Annotated in this window: 18 protein-coding genes; 12 read left to right on the forward strand and 6 right to left on the reverse strand. The window is 72.2% G+C overall.

Going from position 1 to position 23,873, the window contains the following annotated elements:
- Nucleotides 1–172: 172 nt before the first annotated feature.
- Entirely contained in the window at nucleotides 173–823 is a 651-nt protein-coding gene (locus tag CTE05_RS19215) for a PadR family transcriptional regulator (RefSeq protein ID WP_146847905.1), read from the forward strand.
- Nucleotides 820–1,911, forward strand: coding sequence for an inositol-3-phosphate synthase (locus CTE05_RS19220; protein ID WP_146847906.1), 1,092 nt, complete (start codon nucleotides 820–822; stop codon nucleotides 1,909–1,911). The genes CTE05_RS19215 and CTE05_RS19220 overlap by 4 nt, the downstream gene beginning before the upstream one ends.
- 145 nt (nucleotides 1,912–2,056) lie before the next feature.
- Here CTE05_RS19220 and CTE05_RS19225 read toward each other — a convergent pair whose 3' ends face one another.
- Nucleotides 2,057–3,538, reverse strand: a complete 1,482-nt coding sequence (locus tag CTE05_RS19225; RefSeq protein ID WP_146847907.1) for a hypothetical protein — start codon at nucleotides 3,536–3,538, stop codon at nucleotides 2,057–2,059.
- Complete coding sequence (locus CTE05_RS19230; protein ID WP_146847908.1) at nucleotides 3,528–4,076, reverse strand: RNA polymerase sigma factor; 549 nt, start codon at nucleotides 4,074–4,076, stop codon at nucleotides 3,528–3,530. Before CTE05_RS19230 ends, CTE05_RS19225 begins: the two co-directional genes overlap by 11 nt.
- A 143-nt stretch (nucleotides 4,077–4,219) precedes the next feature.
- Between CTE05_RS19230 and CTE05_RS19235 the strand changes: the two genes are divergently transcribed.
- Both CTE05_RS19235 and CTE05_RS19240 read left to right on the forward strand, forming a co-directional pair.
- On the forward strand, nucleotides 4,220–5,524 hold the full coding sequence (locus CTE05_RS19235; RefSeq protein WP_146847909.1) for an MFS transporter: 1,305 nt from the start codon (nucleotides 4,220–4,222) through the stop codon (nucleotides 5,522–5,524).
- The gene (locus tag CTE05_RS19240) at nucleotides 5,521–7,209 is read left to right on the forward strand and encodes a SpoIIE family protein phosphatase (RefSeq protein WP_146847910.1); all 1,689 of its coding nucleotides are present in this window, start codon (nucleotides 5,521–5,523) and stop codon (nucleotides 7,207–7,209) included. Before CTE05_RS19235 ends, CTE05_RS19240 begins: the two co-directional genes overlap by 4 nt.
- On the opposite strand, the gene CTE05_RS19245 is transcribed toward CTE05_RS19240, so the two are convergent.
- Nucleotides 7,184–8,692, reverse strand: coding sequence for a CCA tRNA nucleotidyltransferase (locus CTE05_RS19245; protein WP_146847911.1), 1,509 nt, complete (start codon nucleotides 8,690–8,692; stop codon nucleotides 7,184–7,186). The two genes, CTE05_RS19240 and CTE05_RS19245, sit on opposite strands and share 26 nt — an antisense overlap.
- A 226-nt stretch (nucleotides 8,693–8,918) precedes the next feature.
- Here CTE05_RS19245 and CTE05_RS19250 point away from each other — a divergent pair, with 226 nt between their 5' ends.
- The 8 genes from CTE05_RS19250 (at nucleotide 8,919) to CTE05_RS19285 (ending at nucleotide 19,160) form a co-directional block, all read left to right on the forward strand.
- Entirely contained in the window at nucleotides 8,919–9,473 is a 555-nt protein-coding gene (locus tag CTE05_RS19250; protein ID WP_146847912.1) for an NUDIX hydrolase, read from the forward strand.
- Nucleotides 9,470–11,602, forward strand: coding sequence for a DUF6049 family protein (locus CTE05_RS19255; protein WP_146847913.1), 2,133 nt, complete (start codon nucleotides 9,470–9,472; stop codon nucleotides 11,600–11,602). The genes CTE05_RS19250 and CTE05_RS19255 overlap by 4 nt, the downstream gene beginning before the upstream one ends.
- A complete protein-coding gene (gene murJ, locus CTE05_RS19260; RefSeq protein WP_146847914.1) occupies nucleotides 11,599–13,245 on the forward strand; it encodes a murein biosynthesis integral membrane protein MurJ in 1,647 nt (548 codons plus the stop codon). Before CTE05_RS19255 ends, murJ begins: the two co-directional genes overlap by 4 nt.
- Nucleotides 13,246–13,301: 56 nt before the next feature.
- Entirely contained in the window at nucleotides 13,302–15,164 is a 1,863-nt protein-coding gene (locus CTE05_RS19265) for a protein kinase family protein (protein ID WP_146847915.1), read from the forward strand.
- Nucleotides 15,165–15,258: 94 nt separating this feature from the next.
- Nucleotides 15,259–16,254, forward strand: coding sequence for a thioredoxin-disulfide reductase (trxB, locus tag CTE05_RS19270; protein WP_146847916.1), 996 nt, complete (start codon nucleotides 15,259–15,261; stop codon nucleotides 16,252–16,254).
- Entirely contained in the window at nucleotides 16,251–16,583 is a 333-nt protein-coding gene (gene trxA / locus CTE05_RS19275) for a thioredoxin (protein WP_146847917.1), read from the forward strand. The genes trxB and trxA overlap by 4 nt, the downstream gene beginning before the upstream one ends.
- A gap of 96 nt (nucleotides 16,584–16,679) precedes the next feature.
- Nucleotides 16,680–18,026 (forward strand): aminotransferase-like domain-containing protein, encoded by a 1,347-nt coding sequence (locus CTE05_RS19280; RefSeq protein ID WP_146847918.1) that lies wholly within the window; start codon nucleotides 16,680–16,682, stop codon nucleotides 18,024–18,026.
- Between the two features lie 180 nt (nucleotides 18,027–18,206).
- Complete coding sequence (locus CTE05_RS19285; protein ID WP_246123761.1) at nucleotides 18,207–19,160, forward strand: D-alanine--D-alanine ligase family protein; 954 nt, start codon at nucleotides 18,207–18,209, stop codon at nucleotides 19,158–19,160.
- 50 nt (nucleotides 19,161–19,210) lie between these two features.
- Here the strand turns inward: CTE05_RS19285 and CTE05_RS19290 are convergent, their stop codons facing one another.
- The 3 genes from CTE05_RS19290 to rsmG all read right to left on the reverse strand — a co-directional run bounded on the left by CTE05_RS19290 (nucleotide 19,211) and on the right by rsmG (nucleotide 23,302).
- Complete coding sequence (locus CTE05_RS19290; protein WP_146847920.1) at nucleotides 19,211–20,371, reverse strand: ParB/RepB/Spo0J family partition protein; 1,161 nt, start codon at nucleotides 20,369–20,371, stop codon at nucleotides 19,211–19,213.
- On the reverse strand, nucleotides 20,368–21,423 hold the full coding sequence (locus CTE05_RS19295) for a ParA family protein (RefSeq protein WP_146847921.1): 1,056 nt from the start codon (nucleotides 21,421–21,423) through the stop codon (nucleotides 20,368–20,370). Before CTE05_RS19295 ends, CTE05_RS19290 begins: the two co-directional genes overlap by 4 nt.
- A 1,201-nt stretch (nucleotides 21,424–22,624) precedes the next feature.
- Entirely contained in the window at nucleotides 22,625–23,302 is a 678-nt protein-coding gene (rsmG, locus tag CTE05_RS19300) for a 16S rRNA (guanine(527)-N(7))-methyltransferase RsmG (protein WP_246123762.1), read from the reverse strand.
- Nucleotides 23,303–23,873: the final 571 nt, after the last annotated feature.

Consider the following 23,873-nt stretch of genomic DNA (forward strand, 5'->3'; position numbering starts at 1 on the left):
GAGCCTTCACACGATCGGCACGGCACGCGCGAACCGCCGACGCACCCACGTCCCGACGCACACACCAGGTGTGTCCCAGGTCACCGACTTGCTTGGTTCGTCGTATTCGACATACTCTCCAGATGTATCGAGTTGATACATCGACAAGCCCAACAGCCTGAGGAGGTGCCTCGTGCGCGGTCGTTCCGACGTGCTCGAGCCGGCGATCCTCGGGCTGCTCCACGAGTCGCCGATGCACGGGTACGAGCTGCGCAAGCGCCTCAACCTCGTGCTCGGATCGTTCCGTGCTCTGTCGTACGGCTCGCTCTACCCGTGCCTGAAGTCGCTGGTGGAGCGCCGCTGGATCGAGGGCACCGAGTCCGTCGTGGCGCCGCACACCGTGGCGTCCAAGCGAGCACGCATCGTCTACCAGCTCACCGCCGACGGCAAGGAGCACCTCCAGCAGGTGCTCGCGTCGTCCGGGCCGGCCACCTGGGAGGACGAGAACTTCGACGTCCGGTTCGCCTTCTTCGGGCAGACCGACGCCGAGACCAGGCTTCGGATCCTCGAGGGTCGGCGCACCCGCCTGACCGAACGACTCGAGACGATCCGCCAGTCCTTCGCCCGTACCCGCGAGCGCATGGACGAGTACACCCTCGAGCTCCAGCGGCACGGCCTCGAACAGGTCGAGCGTGAGGTCCGCTGGCTCGACGGACTGATCGACAACGAGCGCGGCCTTCGCCGCACCCGTCCTGCAGGCACCGGTCGTCCGACCGCTGCTGACACACCCGCGGAGACCGACGACGTCGCCCCCGCGCGAACCACCGAGAAGGAGCGAGGATGACCTCCATCCGCGTCGCCATCGTCGGCGTCGGCAACTGCGCCGCGTCGCTCGTCCAGGGCGTGCACTACTACGCCGACGCCGACCCGAGCAGCACCGTGCCCGGTCTGATGCACGTGCAGTTCGGCGACTACCACGTCCGCGACATCGAGTTCGTCGCAGCGTTCGACGTCGACGCGAAGAAGGTCGGCTTCGACCTGTCCGAGGCCATCGGCGCCTCGGAGAACAACACGATCAAGATCGCCGACGTGCCCCCGCTCGGCGTGACCGTGCAGCGCGGCGTGACCAACGACGGTCTCGGCAAGTACTACCGCGAGACCATCACCGAGTCCGACGCCGAGCCGGTCGACATCGTCGCCGCCCTGCGCGAGGCCCAGGCCGACGTCCTCGTCTGCTACCTGCCCGTCGGCTCCGAGATCGCCGCGAAGTACTACGCGCAGTGCGCCATCGACGCCGGTGTCGCGTTCGTCAACGCCCTGCCTGTCTTCATCGCGTCCGACCCGGTGTGGGCCGCGAAGTTCGAGGCTGCCGGTGTCCCGATCGTCGGCGACGACATCAAGTCGCAGGTCGGCGCGACCATCACGCACCGCGTCCTCGCGAAGCTCTTCGAGGACCGCGGCGTCGTCCTGGACCGCACGTACCAGCTGAACGTCGGCGGCAACATGGACTTCAAGAACATGCTCGAGCGCGAGCGCCTGGAGTCCAAGAAGCTCTCCAAGACGCAGGCCGTGACCTCCAACCTGACCGGCCCCCTGGGCGGCAAGAAGGAGGACCGCAACGTCCACATCGGCCCGTCGGACTACGTCGCCTGGCTCGACGACCGCAAGTGGGCCTACGTCCGCCTCGAGGGTCGCGCGTTCGGCGAGGTGCCCCTGAACCTCGAGTACAAGCTCGAGGTCTGGGACTCGCCCAACTCGGCCGGCATCATCATCGACGCCCTGCGCGCCGCGAAGATCGCCAAGGACCGCGGCATCGGCGGCCCGATCCTGTCGGCGTCGACGTACTTCATGAAGTCCCCGCCGGTCCAGATGGAGGACACCCTCGGTCGCGCCGAGCTGGAGTCGTTCATCCGCGGCGAGAACCAGCGCTGAGCTGTAGTGCAGCGCAGGGTGGGGGCGCGCCAGCGCACCCGCCCGTAGCGGAACGAAAGCTCTGCGCGACCAGCAGCAGCGAGCGCTGAGCTGAGTTGAGCTGACGAAGGCGCGCACCCCTCGGGGTGCGCGCCTTCGTCGTTGGTCAGGGTGCGACGCCCCGCGTCCAGGACACCAGGCCGATGCTCCACACCGGCACGTCCGCGGTGGGTGCGGGCTCCGGCGCCAGGACCGCCGACGTCCCGGACGCGGCGTCGTAGGCGCGCAGCGTGGCAGCGGTCGCGCCGCCGGTGCACCCGCCGGTGGTGCTCTCGACCAGGAGTGGGTCCCCGCCGAGGATCCGGAGGGGAGAGCTGCCCGGTGCGACCGGCGCCGCGCGGGCCGACGAACCCGTCCAGAGGTAGGTGTCGTCGGCGCAGCGGACGTCCAGGGAGCCGACGGCCCCGGCGAACGCGACCGTGCCCGAGCTCACCCACGCGCCGCTCCAGGTGTCGGTCGGGTGAGGGTCGGTAAGTCCGATCCGGGTCAGCAGGGTCGGCGTCGCACCGGACGGGCTGACGTCGATCCGGTAGTAGGCGGCGTTCGCGGCCGCGGGGTCGGTCTCCGAGGTGCCGTCGTCGGTGCAGAAGGCCAGCAGTCGACCTGGGTCGAACCATCCCACGACGTCGCACCGCTGCCCGGGAACACCGTAGGAGAGCTGGGTGGTGCCGCCGTCGACGACGTCGAGCAGCAGGAAGCCCTCCTCGGCCTCGAGGTCCTCGGGACCGTTGGAGACCAACCAACGACCGGTGGGGTCGAGCAGCCACACGAAGCCGATGTCGCCGACGAACTCCGGGGCGCTGCCGTCCTGCCTCACGCGGTACAGGTTCGACACGATGGCGTCGGTGCTGGCCGCCTCGTCCCAGAGCTCGACACCGTCGGCGGCGTCGCCCACGTACATGTTCGGGAAGTAGTCGCTGCTGAACAGCCCGAGGGCGGTGGGCGTCAGCGTCCCGCTCGTCAGGTCGAGCACGGCGCGCGACTCCATTCCCACCCCGAGATCGCCGACCCACTCGATCCTGACGACCGCGGTGGTCGATCCGGCCTCCCACCGCAGGATCGTGACGCCCATGTCGAGCGGGAGATCGACCACCCGGTACATCTCACCTGCGGGGGACACCAGGACCACGGTGTGCACGACTCCGCCGGGGATCCCCTCGACCCCCGGCTCGAGCTCCGTGGCGCCGGCCGGCACCGAGTGGTAGGTCGCAAGCACCCACCCCGGCGTTGCCTGCTCGAGCAGGCCGGGCGGGAGGCTCCTGGTGGGTGGCAGACCGAGGATCTCGTCGTGCACCACGGTCGGTGTGGGAGTGGTCGCAGACGGAGCCGGGGACGAGGTCGCGCTCGGCGTCGACGTGGTCGCCGGCAGGGGCGGGTCCGTGCGCTGGAGGCCGAACCACGACGCACCCGCGACGGCCACCGCCACCGCGCCGACACCCAGTCCTTGGACGGAGTGCCGGACGGTTCGGCGCCGCCTCACCGAACGGACGGTGGCCGCGAGCGCACCGGCACCCGGCTGCAGGTCGGCCATCGACTCCTCACGTGCGGCGACCCCCGCGTGCATCAGGTCCGTCAGGTCACGCTCCACGCTCCACCTCCTGTGCCGGCACCAGGACCACGGGGTCGCTGTCCGTGCTCGTCGTGCCCAGCGCGGCGTTGAGCGCGGCGACGCCATCGGAGACGTACCGCTTGACCGCCCCGTCGCTGAGACCCAGCACACTCGCGGTCTCTCGCACCGACAGGTCGTCGAGATGGCGCAGCACGATGCAGGCTCGGACCCGCGGGCTCAGTGCGAGGAGCGCCGCCTCGACGTCCGTCGCCAGCCCGTGCTCGTCCAGGCCGGCGGACGGCTGGCGGCGTGCGGCCGTCCGTTCGACTGCGGACCGCTCGCGGTCGCCGCGGCGGACCCGGTCGACGAACCGCGACACGATCGCCCGCCGCACGTACTGCTCCGCCTGTCCGACGGACCCGAACCGGGCCCGGGCGGCGAACGTCGCGACGAGCGCCTCCTGCACCAGGTCCTCGGCGTCGGCGCGCGACGGCACCAGCAGCATCGCCCGTGCCACGAGCCGCGGGTAGCGCTCGCGCGCCACCTGCTCGAGCATCGGCTCCCATCCGCGGCCCATCGAACCCCTTCCTCGCACGCGGCGATCACCAGCTGGTCACCTAGAACGTCTCGGCACACGATTCGGTTGGGGTGAGTCCGGCACGACCGGTGCGTCTCCTGACGGGAGACAGTGTGCGGCGGGGCGGGTGCGAGGATGAGCCGGTGCAGGTGATCGCCGACCTCAAGGCCCTGTGGCCTCTGCGGGACTTCCGCAAGCTGTTCGCCGTCCGGCTCGTGAGCCAGACGGCCGACGGGATGTTCCAGGTCGGGCTGGCCACCCTGTTCTTCTTCTCCCCGGAGAACGCCAGCACCGCCGCGGGCGTCGCGACGGCCTTCGCCGTGCTGCTGCTCCCGTTCACCATCGTGGGCCCCTGGGCGGGGGTGCTGCTGGACCGGTGGCGCCGCCGGCAGGTGCTCGTCGTCGGCAACCTGGTGCGCGTCGGGATCACGGTCGTCATCGCGCTGCTCATGCTGACGGACGGCATCGGCCCGGCGGTGTACGTGCTGGCTCTGGTGAACCTGTCGATCAACCGGTTCCTGCTGTCGGCGCTCAGTGCGTCGTTGCCGCGCACGGTGGACGGGCCGCTGCTGCTCACCGCGAACTCGTTGACGCCGACCCTGGGCGCCGCGGCGGCGGGTGTCGGCGGGGCGATCGGGCTGGTTCTCAGCCTCGTGCTGCCCGCCGGGCGTGGCCGGGACGCGACGGCGCTCTTCCTCGCCGCAGCGGTCATGGCGACGGCGGCGGCGCTGGCCACCCGGCTGGGCAAGGACCGGCTGGGTCCCGACGAGCGCGCCGACGCGGCCCAGCTGCGTGCCGCCCTCGGCATCCTCGGTCGCGGGCTGGTGGCGGGCGCGCAGCACCTGGTCGCGCGCCGGACTCCCGCCCGGGCCCTCGGCATCATGGCGGCGCACCGGTTCCTCTACGGCGTCACGTTCATCGCGAGCATCCTCATCGCCCGCAACCTGCTGACGGACCCGGCGGACGCCGACGCGGGCCTGCGGACGTTCGGGCTCGTCCTCGGGGCGTCCGCGGCGGGCTTCGTGCTCGCCGTCGTCCTCACCCCGGTGCTGTCGCCGCGCACCGGACCGCACGCGTGGATCGTGCTCTGCCTGAGCCTCGCCGCCGTCAGCCAGCTCCTGCTCGTCGCCTCGGCCGCGCGCACCGCGGTGCTCGTCGCCGCCGGCTTCCTCGGCCTCGCCGCCCAGGGCGCGAAGATCGCCGTCGACACGATCGTGCAGCGCGACACCGACGACGCCTTCCGCGGCCGTGCGTTCGCGCTCTACGACGTCCTCTACAACGCCGCGTTCGTCGGCGCCGCCGCCCTCGGCGCGGTGACCCTCCCGGACACCGGGTACTCCCAGGCGCTGTTCCTCGTCCTCGCCGTCGCGTACGCCGGGTTCGCGGCGCTGTACGGCTCCGCGTCCCGACGGGCACCCGCCGTGCGGGTCTCCGAGGTCGTCGCATGAGCAGCGACGACAAGGTGGTCGGCCAGCAGGACGACCTGCCCCTGAATGCGGTCCTGTCCAGCGACCTCGCGCTCTCGATCTCCGACGCGCTGCGCGACGACGACCCCCTCGTCTGGGTCAACGGCGCGTTCACCCGGCTCACCGGCTACCCGGCCGAGGACGTGCTCGGCCGCAACTGCCGGTTCCTGCAGGGTGCGGACACCGACCCGATCGCCGTGTCACGCATCCGGACCGCGCTCGACCAGCAGCGTGCGGTCGCCACCGTCATCCGCAACTACCGGCGCGACGGCACCCCGTTCTGGAACCAGGTGGTCATCAGCCCGGTCGTCGACGAGTCCGGGCGGGTCACCCACCACATCGGTATCCAGGTCGACGTCACCGACCGGGTCGAGTCCGAGCGCAGCCACGACCTCGACATCGACGTGCCCCACCAGGCGACGGCGCGGCTGGACCTGCTGGCCCGGATCAGCGACGAGCTGGCGCAGCACCTGGAGTACGACGACGCGGTGGACGCCCTCGGTGACATCGCGGTCCCGGCGCTGGCCACGTGGGGTTTCGTCGCGGTGACCGACGACCGGGGCAAGTTCGACCGCATCCACCTGGTCGTCGCCGACCCGGACGACCGGGCGACGGCACGCGCCCTCGCGCACGAGGACATCAGCTGGCTGTCCCGCGCACCGAAGATCACCGAGGCGCTCACCAGCGGACCGGGCTTCGTGGCGACGCCGTACGCGATCGACGTCGCCGGTCTCCCGGGCCGGACCACCCCCGCGCAGCTCGACCTCCTGCGTCGCCTCGGCCTGGGCAGCGCGATGGTGGTCCCGCTGCGGGCTCGGGACCGGGTGCTCGGTGTGCTGACCCTCGTGGCCGTCGACGGGTTCACGGCCGACGCCGTCGTCACGGCCGCGCACCTGGGCCGCCGCGCCGGCCTGGCCCTCGACAACGTCCGCCTGCTCCTGGCCGAGCGCACCGCCACCCTCACCCTGCAGCGGAGCCTGCTCCCCGAGATCCCGCAGATCCCCGGGCTCGACATCGCCGCCGCGTACATCCCGTCGGGCCGCCGCGCCGAGGTCGGCGGCGACTGGTTCGACGTCCTGCCGCTGCCGGACGGCGCGATCGGGCTGACCGTCGGGGACGTCGTCGGCCACGACCTGCGGGCCGCCGCCGTGATGGGCCAGCTCCGGTCGCTGCTGCGCTCCTACGCCTGGGAGGGCTCGTCGCCCGGGGAGGTCCTGGCGCGCGTCGACGGGCTGGTCCGCGGTCTCGACATCGCCGACATCGCCACGTGCGTGTACCTGCGGTGGCGGTCGACGGACGCCGGCGCCGACGTCACGTACGCGCGCGCCGGCCACCCGCCTCCGCTGCTCCGCCTGGCCGGCGGCGAGGTCCGACCCCTCGACGGCGCACTCCGCACACCCCTGGGGCTCGAAGGGTCCGGCGGCGCGGAGGGCACGGCCGTCGTCCCCGTCGGCGCGACGCTCGTCCTCTACACGGACGGGCTGGTCGAGCGCCGCGACCGGGGCCTGCGCGACGGCATCGCGGCGCTCACCACCGAGCTCGGCGCGGTCCCGGACGACGCCGACGCGACCATGGTCCGGGACCTGCTGGTCAAGACGTTCGTCGGCACCCACCAGGAGGACGACGTGTGCCTGCTCGTCGTCAGGCGCGAGCCGCCCACCAGCTGAGCAGCTCGTCGCGGGCGGCGTCCGGGCCCAGCGGCCCGCGTTCCATCCGCAGCTCCAGCAGGTGCTTGTAGGCCTCGCCCACCTCGCGCCCCGGCGTCAGCCCGAGGATCTCCATGATCTGCGTGCCGTCCAGGTCGGGCCGGATCGAGCTCAGCTCCTCCTGCTCCCGCAGCAGCGCGATCCGCTCCTCGAGGTCGTCGTACGCCGCCGAGAGCCGAGCCGCCTTGCGCAGATTCCGCGTGGTGCAGTCGGAGCGGGTCAGCCGGTGCAGCCGCTCCAGCAGCGGACCCGCGTCGGTGACGTAACGGCGCACCGCGGAGTCGGTCCAGCCGCCCTCGCCGTACCCGTGGAACCGCAGGTGCAGCTCGGTCAGCCGCGCGACCGCCTGCACGGTCGCCTTGTCGAACCGCAGCTCCTTGAGCCGCTTGGCGACCAGCTTGGCGCCGACCATCTCGTGGTGGTGGAAGCTGACGCCGCCGCCCTCCTCGTGCCGCTTGGTCTTCGGCTTGCCGATGTCGTGCAGGAGCGCCGCCAGCCGCAGCACCAGGTCCGGGCCGGGCACCGGTCCGTCCGGGCCGGTCTCCAGGGCGATCGCCCGCTCGAGGACCATGAGCGAGTGCTCGTAGACGTCCTTGTGCCGGTGGTGCTCGTCGACCTCCAGGCGCAGGGCCGGCAGCTCCGGCAGGACGTGGGCGGCCAGGCCCGTCTCGACCAGGACCTCCAGACCCGCCCGCGGCTGCGCCGAGACCAGCAGCTTGCTGAGCTCGTCCCGCACCCGCTCCGCCGACACGATCGTGATCCGGTCGGCCATGGCCACGATCGCGTCCCGGGCGGCCGGATCGACGGCGAAGCCCAGCTGGCCGGCGAAGCGCGCGGCACGCATCATCCGCAGCGGGTCGTCGTCGAACGACTGCCGCGGGTCCACCGGGGTCCGCAGCACGCCGGCCGCCAGGTCGGTGAGGCCGTCGAACGGGTCGACGAACGTCAGGTCCGGGACGCGGACCGCCATGGAGTTGACCGTGAAGTCCCGACGGGACAGGTCGCCCTCCAGCGAGTCGCCGAACGCGACCTGCGGCTTGCGTGACGTCGGGTCGTACTCGTCGGACCTGTAGGTGGTCACCTCGACGACGACGTCGTCCGCGAGCGACGAGCGCCGAACCGCGAACCGGCGCGCGCCGATCGTGCCGAACTCCTTGCCGATGTCCCAGTGCGCGTCGCCCCAGCGGGCCAGGATCGCCTGCGTCTCGTCGGGGGTCGCGGACGTCGCGAAGTCGAGGTCCGCCGACGCCCGGCCGAGGAACGCGTCGCGCACGGGTCCGCCGACCAGCGCGAGCTCGTGCCCGGCCGCCCGGAACAGGTCGCCCAGCTCGAGGGCGTCGCTGGGCAACCCTGCCAGCACACCGAGCGCACGCTTCTGCAGCGCCACCAGGGCGGCGCTCAGGTCAGGGGAGTCGAGACCGACAGACGGATCGCGGGAGGGCACTCGTCCAAGCCTGCCAGATCGGAGCGGGTGGGCGGAGTGCAGCGGAGGGTGGGGGCGCGCCAGCGCACCCGCCCGCAGCGGAACGCAGGCCGCCCGCGACCCATGAGTGTCGAGCGGGTGGGCGGAGTGCAGCGGAGGGTGGGGGCGCGCCAGCGCGGCGGACGGACCTGCCGCGTGGCGACCCGTGCGGGCCGGATGAGCGTCGCCAAGTCGTTACAGTGTCGATATGTCGAGCCCGGCGCGTCCACCCGTCCCCGGGGGCGTCCCAGCGCCGCCGGGCGGTCACCCGCTGCGCATCGACCCCCGCCACAGCCTCACGCGGGTCCCGTCCGCTCCCCTGCCGGTCGTCGACGAGACCTCCGCGGGCGGCATCGTCGTCAGCCGCCGCGCAGGCGTCGACCACGCGGCGGTCATCGCGCGCCGCAACCGCGCGGGCCGCCTCGAGTGGTGCCTGCCGAAGGGCCACCTCGAGGGCGACGAGACGCCCGAGGAGGCCGCCGTCCGCGAGATCGCGGAGGAGACCGGCATCACCGGGCAGGTGCTGCGTCGGCTCGGGGTCATCGACTACTGGTTCAGCGGCGACGACCGTCGCGTGCACAAGGTCGTCCACCACTTCCTCCTGGGCGCGACCGGGGGCTTCCTCACCGTCGAGGGAGACCCGGACGGCGAGGCCGAGGATGCCGCGTGGATCCCCGTGGCGGAGCTGAACGGGGTGCTCGCGTACCCGAACGAACGGCGGCTCGCCGAGGCAGCACTCGTCGTGCTCGTCGGCGAGGAATGAGCGCCCCCTCGCGACGACGCCGGGTGCTCAGTGCGGCCCTGGCTCTCGTCGGCGCCCTCGCGCTCGCCGTCCCCCTCAGCGGGTCCGCCGCCACGCCGACCCCGAGCCCCAGCCCGAGCCCCGACCTCCCGGTCACCGTCGAGATCACCGAGGTGGCGCCGAGCGTCCTGCGTCCCGGCGAGGACCTGCTCGTGCGGGCCACGCTGCGCAACGACGGCGACGAGGTGGTCGAGCGGCCGGCGGCCGCGCTGCGGATCAACCGGTTCCGGCCGGTCTCGCGTGCCGAGCTCGACACGTGGGCCTCCGCGGGGACGACGGGTCTGAGCGGCACGCGGCGCGACGTCACCGCCCAGGCCGGCAGTCCGCTGCCTCCGGGAGCGAGCGTCCCGGTCGACCTCGTCATCCCTGCGGCGCAGATCCGGCTGCGCGACGGGGCCGACACGTGGGGACCGCGCGGGCTCGTGGTCGAGGCGCTCGACGGTTCGCGCCGCGTCGGCGTCGAGCGGACGTTCCTCCTGTGGCTCCCGTCCGACGACGTCCCGCAGACCTCGCTCTCCGTGCTCGTCCCGGCCGTCGGTCCGCCGTCGGCACCCGCGGACGGCGGTACCAGCCCCAGCGCGGCGACCGTCGCAGGGCTCGACGAGCTGACCCGGGCGGGAGGTCGGCTGCGGGAGCTCTCCGCGGCCGTCGCCGTCTCCCCGCAGATCGGCGTCGCCGTCGACCCTGCCCTGATCGCCGCGGCGTCGGCGGGGACACCGTCGACGCGCGACTGGGCGGCGGACCTCACGGACGAGCTCCGCGAGCACGACGTCGTCGCGCTGCCGTGGTCCGACCCTGACCTGGCCGCCGCGGCGCACGCCGGCCGACCGGACCTCGTCCGGCTCGCGTCGGAGCGCTCCGCGGAGGTCGGCATCCCGGGTCTGTCGGTGTCGTCCGGGCTGCTGTGGGCACCCGGCGCCGGGCTGCCGGACCAGACGACCGCCGGCGTGACCTCCGAGGTCGGTGCCGACGGGATCGTGCTGCCGCCCGCGACGCGGGACGAGTCGGACGACGACGAGGACACCCCGGGCGCGGCCCAGCGCGTGCAGACGACCGGCGGCCCGGTGACCGCGTACGCGCCGGACGCGACCCTCACCTCGCTGTTCACGTCGGCGCCGGGCGACGAGAGCGGGACGACGGCCACCACCGTCCAGCGCGCGCTCGCCGAGCTCGCCGTCGTCACGCGGGAGACGGAGGCCGACCAGCCGCACCTCCTCATCGCCCCCGCGCGCGGCTGGCACCCCGACGTCCCGACCGTCGCAGCGCTCACCACGGCCTTCGCGGACGCGCCGTGGGTCCGTCTGAGGCCCGCGGCCACGCTCCTGGGCGCCACCGCACCGGACACCCGCGGGACGCTGCCCACGGACGCGGTGAACCCTGACGAGCTCGCCCCGAGCAGCGTGCGTGCCCTGGCGGAAGCCCGCGAGCGCGCCGTCGCGTTCGCGGGGGTGACCAGCGAGCCCGACGTGCTGCTCGACGGGGTCGACAACCAGGTCCTCGCGCCGCTGTCCGTCGCGTGGCGGGTCGCCCCCGCCGGGCGTGACGCCCTCGTGTCGTCGGCCGTCGCCGACATCGACGCGCGCACGACCGGCCTGGGCATCGCCCCGGTGAGCGACCTCGTCGTGACCGCCGCCAACAGCCCCCTGTGGATCGTCGTGCGCAACGAGCTGACCGTGCCCGCGACGGTGCTGCTCGCGGTCACCCCCCGCAAGGCGTGTCTCGAGGTGGGGGAGATCGAGCCCGTCGTCGTCGACGCGCAGAGCGAGACCAGCGTCCGCGTCCCCCTGCAGGCCCGCGCGAACTGCTCGGTCGTCGTCACCGCCGAGCTGACCGCGACCGACGGGCTGCCCGTGTCTCCTGCCGTGCGGTTCACGGCCCAGGTCGCCCCCACGATCGAGAGCATCGGCACGATCGTCGTCGGTGTCCTGCTCGCGATCGGCCTGGTGCTGGGTATCGTCCGCACCGTGCGTCGCGGGCAGAGCGCCCGCCGTGGCGCCCGTACCGAGGCGGAGGCCGGCACGTCCACGTCGCTCCCGGTCCTCGGCGGCACCGCCCCCGACGACGACACCGCCGAGCAGGAGACCCGATGACCGACGACGGAGCGCGCCGCGGCGCCGCTCTCATGGCCTCGGGCACCGCGGTCTCGCGCATGCTCGGGCTGCTGCGGGCCATGGTCATGGCCAGCGCGATCGGCGCGACCGGTCAGGCAGCGGACGCCTTCTCGGTGGCGAACAACCTGCCGAACGTGCTCTACATGCTCCTCGCGGGCGGGGTCCTCAACGCGATCCTCGTCCCCCAGGTGGTCCGCGCCTACAAGCGCAGGACCGGCCAGGAGTACGTCGACCGGCTGCTCACGTTCGGGTTCGCCGTGCTGGCCGGCGCGACCGTCGTCCTGACCCTGCTCTCGCCGGTCCTCATCGGCCTGTACTCCAACTTCGGCAACCCGACCCAGGACGCGCTCGCGACGACGTTCGCCTACTGGTGCATCCCCCAGCTGTTCTTCTACGGCGTCTACGCGCTGCTCGGCCAGGTCCTCAACGCACGCGGGTCGTTCGGCCCGTACATGTGGGCGCCCGTGGTCAACAACGTCGTCGCCATCGTCGGGTTCGGGGTCTTCATCGCCGTCTTCGGCACGTGGGAGACCTCCGGGGTCGTGGACGCCGCGACGTGGACCCCGGGCCAGGTCGCCCTCCTGGCGGGCTCCGCGACGCTCGGTGTCATCGCGCAGGCCGTCGTGCTCATCCCGGCGCTGCGCCGCGCCGGGGTCCACTACCGCCCGCGCTGGGGCCTGCGCGGGTCGGGTCTGCGGACCGCGGGGGGCGTCGCGACGTGGACCCTCGCCGGTCTCGCCGTCGGCCAGCTCGGGTTCCTCGTCGTCACCCGGGTGGCGTCCGCCGCACCGGACGCCGCCGCTGCCGACGGGGTGCCGGCGGCCGACGTCGCGGGCCCGGGCGCCTACACGATCGCGTTCCTCATCTTCATGCTGCCCCACTCGCTGGTGACGGTCTCGCTCGCGACGGCCCTGTTCACCCGGCTGTCCAGCCAGGCGCACGACGCCGACGTCGCCGGGGTGCGGTCCACCCTCTCCTCGGGCCTGCGCGTGATCGGGGTGTTCACCGTCTTCGCGACGGCCGCCATCGTCGTGCTCGCGCTGCCGCTGACCCGGGTAATCCTCGTGACGGCGTCCGAGGGCTCGGCCGACGCGGTCGCACCCGTGGTGGTCGCGATGGTCCTCGGCCTGCCCGCGTTCGGTGCGTGGTCGATGTTCCAGCGGGCCTACTACGCCTACGAGGACGCGCGGTCGATGGTGCCGATCCAGGTCGTGATGGCCGCCGTCGTCGTCCTCGGTGCCTGGGCCTCGCAGATGCTGGTGCGACCGACCCTGTGGGTCGCCGGGGCCGGGGCCGCGATGACGGTCTCCTACGTCGTGGGCGCGGGCATCGCGCAGTGGCGGCTGCGCCGACGGCTCGGGGGGATCGACGGCTCCCGCGTCCTGCGGGTCATCGCGCGGGCTACGCTCGCCGCGGTGGTGTCGGGCGCGGTCGGGTTCGGCGTCCTGCTGCTGCTGCGGCTCTGGCTGTCCACAGGCTTCACGGCGTCGGTCGTCCAGTGCGCCGTCGTGGGTACGGTGATGGCCCTCGTGTACGTCGCCGTGCTGCGTCTGCTGCGTGTGCGAGAGCTGGACGACCTGCTGCTGCCCGCCATCCGGCGCCTGCGCGGAGGACGTCGCTGAGCGTGCTCATCTAGCATGCAGATGTTCTGGTGCGGGTTGTCGACATGGAGGTGCTGGTGAGCGAGGTCGTCGGACGGGGCACGGTTCTCGCGGGCCGCTACCGCGTGCTGTCCCCCGTCGTCTCCGACCTCGCGGGCGCGAGCGCCTGGCAGGCCACGGACCAGATCCTCGACCGCCCGGTCCGGGTGCGCATCCTCGAGCACGGTGCGGTCGCGCCCGCGCTCGACGCCGCCCGCCGCGCCGCCCTCGTCACCGACGCCCGGCTGGTGCGCGTGCTCGACGTGGGCACGCACGAGGGCTACGGCTACGTCGTGTCCGAGCAGCTCGTCGGGCAGTCCCTCGCGCGCCTCGTGGCGCAGGGGCCGCTGACCGCCGACCAGGCCCGCGCCGTCGTCGGCGAGGCCGCGTCCGCCCTGGAGATCGCCCGACGTCGTGGTGTGCACCACCTGGCTCTGCGGCCGTCCGTCCTGCACGTCAGCCCGGACGGGCGCGTGCTCCTCGGTGGCCTCGCCCTCGATGCGGCGCTGCTCGGTGACTCCGGCGGAGACGCCCGCTCGACCACGCGTGCCGACGCCGTCGGCCTCGTCCGGCTCCTGTACGCCGCCCTCACCGGGCTCTGGCCGGCCGACCCCCGCGCACCGCAGACGCCGGGCGGCGAGACGCTGCCGCCGGCACCGATCGTCAACGGCTCTCCCGTCGCACCCGCGGACCTGGTCCCCGGCGTGCCCAACGACCTCGACACGCTGTGCGTCGTCACGCTCGGTCCGAACGAGGACGGTCCGCACAGTCCCGGTGAGCTGGTCCGCGAGCTCGAGCCGTGGGGCGAGATCCGCGCGTCCGTCGCCGAGACCGCCACCCTAGGAGAACCCATGACCGCGCAGTTCCCCCCGACGGGTGCCGCTGCGCCCGGGGGCGGGATCCCGGTCCCGGCCGATCACGACGACCAGGACACGGCGCCGGTCACGGTGCAGCGGCAGTCCGTGCGCACCGCGTTCGCGCAGCAGGACCCGCCCGGTGCCAACCGGCCTGGCACCCCTCCGCCGGCGACACCCACCCGCGCGACCGGCCTGGGTCCCGTCCCGTCCGACGCCGAGACGCCCCCCACCGGCCTCCCCCTCATCACGCCCCCGGCCTACACCCAGGCAGCGCCTCCGCCGCCCGTCGTGCGCCGCCCGGTCGCGCAGGCGACCGCCCCGCCTCCTCCGCCGGAGGAGGAGACGCTGGAAGCGTTCGGCTTCAACGACGTCATCGGAGCGGAGACCGCTGCACCCACGACGCGCCGGTTCGACCCGACCGCGCTGATCCTCATCCTCGTCGCCGTCGCCGTGATCATCGGTGTCGTCCTCGCCTTCAGGGCCCTGTTCGCGTCGTTCGACACGGGCGCGTCCTCCGACACGGACCCGGACCCGGCACCGAGCGCGTCGGCCCCGGCCGTCGCCGACCCCGCCCCGGAACCGACCGCGGCGGAGACGCCGGTCGCTCCGGCCGGTGGTCCCCCGGTGATCGCCTCGACCACCTCGATCGACCCGTCCGACGCCGACGGCGAGCACCAGGAGGACGTCGCCAAGGCGTACGACGGCGACCCGGCCACGTTCTGGTACACCCAGACCTACAAGCGGGACGACTTCGCCGGGTTCAAGGACGCGGTCGGGTACGCCATCACGCTGACCCAGAAGACCACGGTCAGCACCGTCACCCTGCGGACCAACAGCACGGGTGGGAACGTCGAGGTCCGGGCCACCGACGCGGCGAACCCGACCGCCGGACCCGTCCTCGCCTCGGGTGCCTTCGGTCCGGAGACCGTCCTCACGCTCGAGCCCGCCACCGAGACCCAGTCCCTGGTCCTGTGGATCACCCAGCTGCCGCCCGCCCCGGAGGGTGGCTTCCGCGTGGAGGTCACGGAGATCGCCCTGTCCTGACGCGGGTCCCGGAACAGAACCCGCCTAGGATCGGTTGATCCCGTCAGCCCCCGCCGGACCGTCTCCCGGCACGCCGAACACGCAAGGACCTCACGTGACCGACCAGTCCACCACCGTCCGCGATCTCGTCATCGTCGGATCGGGTCCTGCCGGCTACACCGCCGCGATCTACGCGGCCCGCGCCGGCCTGGCACCCCTCGTCATCGCGGGGTCGGTGACCGCCGGCGGCGCGCTGATGAACACGACCGAGGTCGAGAACTTCCCCGGGTTCCCCGACGGCATCCAGGGCCCCGAGCTGATGGAGGGCCTGCAGAAGCAGGCCGAGAAGTTCGGCGCCGAGGTGCTGTGGGACGACGCGTCCGAGCTCGACCTCGACGGCGACGTCAAGACGATCAAGACCCTCGGCGGCGAGACGTTCCAGGCGCGTGCCGTCATCCTGGCCACCGGATCCGCGTACCGCGAGCTCGGCCTCGACGACGAGAAGCGGATGTCCGGGCGCGGCGTCTCGTGGTGCGCCACCTGTGACGGGTTCTTCTTCCGTGACCAGGAGATCATCGTGGTCGGCGGCGGCGACTCCGCCGTCGAGGAGGCCACCTTCCTGACCCGGTTCGGCAAGCGCGTCACGCTCGTGCACCGCCGCGACCACCTGCGCGCCTCCAAGATCATGGCGGACCGCGCCGCGAACGACCCGAAGATCGAGTTCGCATGGAACAGCGAAGTCGTCGCCATCCACGGCGAGAACAAGGTGACGGGCGTGACGCTGCGCGACACCGTCACCGGGGAGACGCGTGAGCACCCGGCCACCGGCGTGTTCGTCGCGATCGGTCACGTGCCGCGCTCCGAGCTGCTCGTCGGGCAGGTCGACCTCGACGACGAGGGCTACGTCCAGGTCGTCGGCCGATCGACGGCGACCAACCTCGCCGGCGTGTTCGCCTGCGGTGACCTCGTCGACCACACCTACCGCCAGGCCATCACGGCCGCCGGCTCGGGGTGCGCCGCCGCTCTGGACGCCCAGCACTTCCTGGCCTCCCTCGGCGACCTCGTGCACCCGATCCCGCCGATCGAGACCTACGCCGAGGAGATCTCATGAGCACCACCACCCCCGTCACCGACGAGACGTTCCAGGCCGAGGTCCTCGACTCCGGGATCCCCGTGATCGTGGACTTCTGGGCGCCCTGGTGCGGGCCGTGCCGCATGGTCGCACCCGTGCTGGAGGAGCTCGCCAAGCAGTACGACGGCCGCGTGAAGATCGTCAAGCTCAACTCCGACGAGAACCCGAAGGTGACCGGCGACTACGGCATCGTCTCCATCCCGACGCTGAACTTCTACGCCGGCGGCGAGCTCGTGAAGTCCGTCATCGGCGCACGGCCGAAGTCGATGATCGCCGAGGACATCGAGAGCGTCCTCGCCACCGTCTGATCCTCGTCCTGAGAGCCCCCTGCCCGACGGCAGGGGGCTCTCGTGTCGCTGGGACGGTGCACGGGCCAGCCTCGGCAGCGTGCGAAACTCGGGTGCATGACCACGCACCCGGTTCCCGACGGCGAGACGTCGGGCCCCCCCACGTCCTCCGCCGCCGGCACCGGGACCCGCCTCGACCGCTGGCTCGACTCGTACGCCGAACGCACCCACGGCATGCGATCCAGCGAGATCCGCGCCCTGTTCGCGGTCGCCAACCGGCCCGAGGTCGTCTCGCTCGCCGGCGGCATGCCGTTCCTCGAAGGGCTCCCCCTCGACATCCTCGGCGACCTGGCCCAGCGCGTCGTCGCCACCCGGGGCCTGCAGGCGCTGCAGTACGGCTCCGGCCAGGGCGACGAGACCCTGCGCGAGCAGATCCTCGACGTCATGGCGCTCGAGGGGATCGACGCCCACCCGGACGACGTCGTCGTGACCACCGGCTCGCAGCAGGCGCTCGACCTGGTGACCCGCATCTTCATCGACCCGGGCGACGTCGTCGTCGCGGAGGCACCCTCGTACGTGGGCGCGCTCGGCGTGTTCCGTGCCTACCAGGCCGACGTCGTGCACGTGCCGATCGACGCCGACGGCCTCATCCCCGCGGCGCTCGAGTCGACCCTCGCCACGCTCTCCCGCGAGGGTCGGCGTGTGAAGTTCCTCTACACCGTGCCGAACTTCCACAACCCCGCGGGCGTCTCGCTCTCCGTCGAACGTCGCCCCCAGATCCTCGAGATCGCGCGACGGCACGGCGTTCTCGTCCTCGAGGACAACCCGTACGGCCTGCTCGGGTTCTCCACCGAGCCCGTCCCGGCGCTGCGGTCCCTCGACGACGAAGGCGTCCTCTACCTCGGCTCGTTCTCCAAGACGTTCGCTCCGGGATACCGCGTCGGCTGGGTCGTCGCCCCGCACGCCGTCCGCGAGAAGCTGGTCCTGGCCAGCGAGTCCGCGATCCTCTGCCCGTCGAACGCGTCGCAGATCGCCATCTCGACATATCTGTCCACCTGCGACTGGCGAGGGCAGATCAAGTCGTACCGCGAGCAGTACCGCGAGCGACGCGACGCCATGGTCTCCGCTCTCACCGAGCACCTCCCGGACGCGTCGTGGAACGTGCCCGACGGCGGGTTCTACACCTGGGTCCGGCTCCCCGACGGCCTCGACGCCAAGGACATGCTCCCGCGAGCCGTCACCGCCCGGGTCGCGTACGTCCCCGGGACCGCGTTCTACTTCGACGGCTCCGGCGCCGACCACATGCGTCTGTCGTTCTGCTACCCGACCCCCGAGCGCATCCGTGAGGGTGTGCGGCGGCTCGCCGGGGTGGTCGCCGGCGAACGCGACCTGGTCGAGCTGTTCGGCACCACGGGCTCGATCGGCCACACGGACGTCCAGCAACCCGGTCCGGATGTCGCCTGACCTGCGGTTTCGCTGGCTCTTGGTCCCCGCCGACGCCCCGCTCCCGGGCTCGCTCTCGGACGGTCCAGGACTTCGGGCGGTTCCACCACCCTCCCGACCCGCCCTGTCCGACCATCGCGGAGCACGGTCCTCGCGCTCATGCACTGCCGTCGATCCCCACGTCATCGGAGCCCACTCACCGTGACCACCACCGCACCGTCGCCTCGCGTCGTCATCCTCGCTGGCGGACTCTCCCACGAGCGTGACGTCTCCCTGCGATCCGGCCGACGCGTCGCCGACGCCCTGCGCTCCGTGGGTGTCGACGTCTCGATCCACGACGTGGACGCCGATCTCGTCCCCGCGCTCGTCCAGCTCCGGCCCGATCTCGTCTGGCCGCTCCTGCACGGGACCAGCGGTGAGGACGGCTCGGTGCGCGACGTCGTCCAGCTGCTCGGGCTGCGCCTCCTCGGCACCGGCCCGCGTGAGAGCCGGATCGCCTGGAGCAAGCCGATCGCCAAGACGGTCGCAGCGCGTGCCGGCCTCGCGACGCCCGACTTCGTGACTCTCCCGCAGTCGCTGTTCCGTGAGCTCGGTGCCCGCCAGGTCCTCGACGCGATCGTGGGCACGCTCGGGCTCCCCGTCGTGGTGAAGCCGTCCCGCGGCGGTTCCGCACTGGGTGTCACCCTCGTGACCAGCGCCGACGCCCTCCCGCAGGCCATGGTCGACTGCTTCGCGTACAGCGACACCGCGCTCGTCGAGCGCGCCGTCATGGGGACCGAGGTCGCGGTGAGCGTCGTCGACACCGGTGCCGGACCGTTCGCGCTGCCCCCCGTCGAGATCGTCACCGACGGGCCCTACGACTTCGACGCCCGCTACAACCCGGGACGCACCGAGTACTTCACGCCCGCTCGGCTGTCCCCCCAGCTGGCGACGTCGGTCACCGAACTTGCCGTCGCCGCCCACGACGCTTTCGGGCTCGACCGGCTGTCGCGCACTGACCTGATCGTCGACGCCGACGGCACCCCCTGGTTCCTCGAGGTGAACGTGGCACCAGGGATGACTGAGACGTCGCTCCTGCCGCAGGCCGCAGAAGCCGCCGGGCTGACGCTCGGCGACCTCTACCGGGCGCTCGTCGAGGCCTCTCTGAACCGCTGACCTGCACGATCGCCCTCATTGTACGAAAAGCTACATTTCTTCCGTACAGATCACCCCTTGAGCAGGCCCGGGTCCTCGGGGGCCAGGCTCGCGAGAATGCGGTTCAGGTCCTGGACCGAGGCGAACTCGACCGTGAGGCGACCCCGAGACTTTCCGAGACTGACCTTCACACGGGTCTCGAACCGGTCGGAGAGCCGTGCAGCGAGGTGATCGAGAGCCTCGTTCTTGACGCCCGCGCGTGGGGCGGCCCGACGAGCGGCCGGCTCCGCGTCGCCTCCGAGCGAGACGATCTCCTCCACCGCACGCACGGACAGCCCCTCGGCCACGATCCGCTGCGCCAGGCGCTCGATGGCGGCACCGTCGTTCAGTCCGAGCAGCGCGCGCGCGTGCCCCGCGGAGAGCACCCCCGCCGCGACGCGCCGCTGCACCAGCGGCGGGAGCTTCAGCAGCCGAAGCGTGTTCGAGATCTGCGGGCGCGAGCGCTGGATCCGGGTCGCAAGCTGCTCGTGCGTGCACCCGAAGTCGTCGAGGAGCTGCTGGTACGCCGCGGCCTCCTCCAACGGGTTCAGCTCAGACCGGTGCAGGTTCTCCAGGAGGGCGTCCCGCAGCAGGTCGGAGTCGTCGGTGTCCCGGATGATCGCCGGGATCGTCGCCAGACCGGCGGCCTGCGTCGCGCGCCAGCGACGCTCACCCATGATGAGCTCGTAGCCGTCGCCCGCATCCCGTACGACGATCGGCTGGAGCACGCCGACCTCCCGGATCGAGCCGACCAGCTCCTCGAGGGCATCCTCGTCGAAGACGGTACGAGGCTGCTTCGGGTTGGGACGGATCTCGCCCACGGGAAGCTCGGCGAACCGTGCGCCGGGCACCGGCACCAGGTCGGCGTCACTCGCGTCCGCCTTCGCGGGCGGCTCCGGTACAGCAACAGGCTGCTCAGCGGGTGCCGTGGCCAGAGCTGACAGCCCGTCGACCGACGGTGTGCCGTTGCTGCCCGTCGACGCGGTCCTGGTCTCCACCTCCGCCGGCGGCGCCTCAGTCACAGTCGCCGTCGCGACCGCGCCCGCCAGTGTGGGGATCTCGTTGTTCTCCCGCTTCGGGTCCCCGAAGAAGACGTCCGCGGGGCGCTCGGCTCCGGTGGGTCGCTGGCCGTCCAGGCCCGTCGGGATGAGGGCCCCGAGGCCCCGCCCCAGACCGCGTCGCTTCTCGCTCACTGTTCCTCCTGAGGGACGGCCGAAGCCGCCTGGTACTGGTGCTCTGCTTGATGGCCGTCACCGTTCGACGACTTCCCCTCGATGTGGTCCTCCGCGAACTCCATCGCTCCCCGCTCCGCCACCTCACGGGCGGCCTCCAGGTACGCCAGGGCGCCCGACGACCCCGCGTCGTAGGTCATCACCGTCTGCCCGTAGCTCGGCGCCTCGGAGATGCGGACCGAACGCGGAACGGTCGTGCGCAGGGTTCGCTCCGGGAAGTGCGTGCGCACCTCGGTCGCCACCTGCTGCGCGAGGTTGGTCCGTGCGTCATACATCGTGAGCAGGATCGTCGACACGTGCAGGCGGGGGTTCAGGTGGGCCTGGATCAGCTGGATCGTCTTCAGCAGCTGGCTCAGCCCTTCCAGCGCGTAGTACTCGCACTGGATCGGGATGAGAACTTCACGAGCCACGACGAACGCGTTGACCGTGAGGAGTCCCAGGCTCGGAGGGCAGTCGACGAACACGTAGTCGATGCGCTCGTGCCCGTTCGCCACCCGCCACTCCAGGTACGTGTCGAGAGCGTTCCGCAGTCGCGTCTCCCGGGCGACCATCGAGACGAGCTCGATCTCCGCGCCTGACAGGTCGATCGTCGCCGGGAGGCACCAGAGGTTCGGGACGTCGGGACTCTCCTGCACAGCCTCGGCGAGCGGAGCTCCGTCGACCAGGACCTCGTAGATCGACGGGGTGCCCGCCCGGTGCTCGACGCCGAGTGCCGTCGACGCGTTGCCCTGCGGGTCGTTGTCCAGCACGAGGACGTTCAGTCCCGCCTGAGCGAGCGCCGCCGCGATGTTGACGGTGGTCGTCGTCTTGCCGACGCCGCCCTTCTGGTTCGCGACCGTGATCACGCGCGTCTGGGCCGGTCGCGGGAACCGACGACCTTGCAGCTCGATGCGCCGGCGAGCGTCCTGCTTCAGCTCAGCCATCAACGGCGTCTCGTCGGTGACCACCGGGAGGCTCTCGACCAACGCGGCGCGACGCGTCTCCTCAGGATCGAGGTCATGTCGGGGCGTCATGGGCGCGATGGTGTCACGCCCTCCGGCGAGTTCCTCGGCGCCACGTCCGTCCTGCCCGGGCTCATCCCGTGTGACGTTGTCGCCGAGCGGGCTGCCACCTTCGTCCGCCGCCGTCGTCGTTCCACTCATAGGCCTCTGACCTGCGGCGACACTGCTGTCATCCCATGACCCGCCGAGTGGTGCGTCGTCGCTCCCCGCCGATGTTCCACGTGAAACAGAGTCGGCCGTCGACGTCGTCGTGGCCGCGCTCATCATGGGGATGTAGGGCTCCCCTGCGGAGACGGGCTTGCGGTCGGCGGTCCGTAGCTTGGCGGTCGATCCACCTGCGTCGGAGCTCGCTGGCTCGTCCACAGGTCCGTGACCCGGCGATGCCGGCTCGGTCGCGTGGGCCTCCGAGCGTGCGGCGGCCTGTCCACCGACCAGTTCGGCCTGATGCTCGCTCGTGCTTCCTGCGGACGGTTCAGCCTGCTGGGGCTGCGGACCAGCGCCGGTGGATGCCGCGGGCGCCTGGACGGGCGAGCGCTGCGACGGGTTCGCGCTGTTGGTGGAGCCTGCTGCCCCGGCTGCCGGCTGGGGTGCAGGGGTCGGTGCACCCTGCTGTGCAGCGACAGGCGTGGGCGCCGACGACGGGTCCTGCTGCCCGGGCACCTGCGGCGCTGGGCCGGACGATGTCGGCGAAGGTGTCGCCGATGCACGCGCCTCTGCCACGGTGTGCACGGAGGGCACCCCCGGCAGGGCAGCGGCAGGCGAGGGTGCCGGCTGCGGAGAGCCCGCTGCCACCGGAGCCTGACCGGTGGCCTGGGCGGATGTGATCGGTCGCGACTGGCCCGCCCCCAGCTGGGGGGCGACCGGTCCCGGCTGCCCGGCACTGGCCTGGGGACCCGGCGGCTGCGACTGCCCGGGCACCGGAGGTGACGACGGCTGAGAGGGCTGGGAGCTCATGGGTGAGGCGGGTGCCGGCTGGGGGGCGGCTGGCGTCGGTCGCAGCGGGGTCGACGGCAGCCCGCTCGGCGTCGACGCAGGCGCGATCGACGACACACCCCCCGCCGCGCTCTCCGGAGGCGTGGCCGCCCGTGGCGTCTCGACTGCGGCCTGCGGAGTCCACTCCGCCGAGGCGCTGGCTGGACCCTGTGCTGCGTCCTGGTGTGCTGCCGCCTCGGAGGCTTGCGTGGCCGCTGCTTCTTCTTGTCGACGCTTCTTCCTACCGAACACCAGGCACTGCCTCCCGTACGACGCGGACCACCCTCGTCATGTCGACTCCCTCGATCGTCGGTGCATCCACGACGGACGCCACCCCAGCGCCGAGCTTGCGGCCGACGTTCTTGGCCGCTTCGATCTCCTCTTCCGCCCTGCTTCCCTTGAGAGCGACGAGGGCGCCTCCACGCCTCAGCAGCGGGATCGCCCACCGGTAGAGCTTCTCCAGAGCCGCAACTGCACGGACGGTGACCGCGTCCCCGACCAACGAGCCATGCTCGTCCTGCGCCCGGCCTCGCCGGACGACGACGTTGTCGAGAGCGAGAGTCTCGGCGACTTCACTGAGCCAGTCAGTCCGACGCTCCATCGGCTCGAGCAGCACGACCTCGGCGGAAGGGAGCATCGCAGCCACAACGATCCCGGGAAGTCCCGCACCGCTCCCCAGGTCGATGATCCGGCCCTCCGTCGGGAGGAACGGCACGACGGCAGCGGAGTTCAGGAGGTGCCGCTCCCAGAGTCGGGAGAACTCTCGAGGGCCGACGAGGCCACGGAGCTCTCCCTGGTCGACCAGCAGATCGTGGAACCCCTTCACCGCAGGCCAGGCGGCGCCGAAGAAGGGCTCGAGCCGAGCGTCGTCGTCCAGGGGGTCAGCTCCGTCGGTCTTGGCCGACTGAGCTTCGATCACCGTCAGGTCCCCCAGGTTTCACGTGAAACGAGATGCGTGCCGGTCCAGTGAGTCATCGATCCGATCCGGGCGCCGACTCCGTGTCGGCTCGTCGCGGGCCCTACCGTACCGTGCGCAAAGCCGCCGGCACCTCGGTCCACAGGGCCTGTCGTCGAGATCACGGAGGGTAGGCCTGGGCCTCGGCTCCACGGCCCTCACGTCCTCGCTTGCGCTGCTGTACCTCCCGGCGAGCGATGCCAGCCAGACGCCGGCGGCTGGTCCTGCTGCACGCGGGCGTGGAGGCCGAAGGAAGCTCAATCGCTCCCGCCTAGAGGCGCCGTCGGTCGAGCAGCCGATGCGAATTCCTCGGCCATCCATCCGCACAGTCGCTATCCACGTAGTCGTGCGCAGGTGAGCCGCCATTCGCGAGCACGGCTCCCCTTCGCTTGAGGCGGCCGTGCGCGACCTCAGCACGTCATGTCCGGCATCCCGGCGCGCTTGCGCCCTCTGATAGCAGCCATCCCGGCCCGTTCTACGCCCCTCGGCCCCGGCACCCTGCAGTTCTAGGCCCCTCGGCCCCGGCACCCTGCAG

Source organism: Cellulomonas terrae, from assembly GCF_007990265.1.
Lineage (GTDB): Bacteria > Actinomycetota > Actinomycetes > Actinomycetales > Cellulomonadaceae > Cellulomonas > Cellulomonas terrae.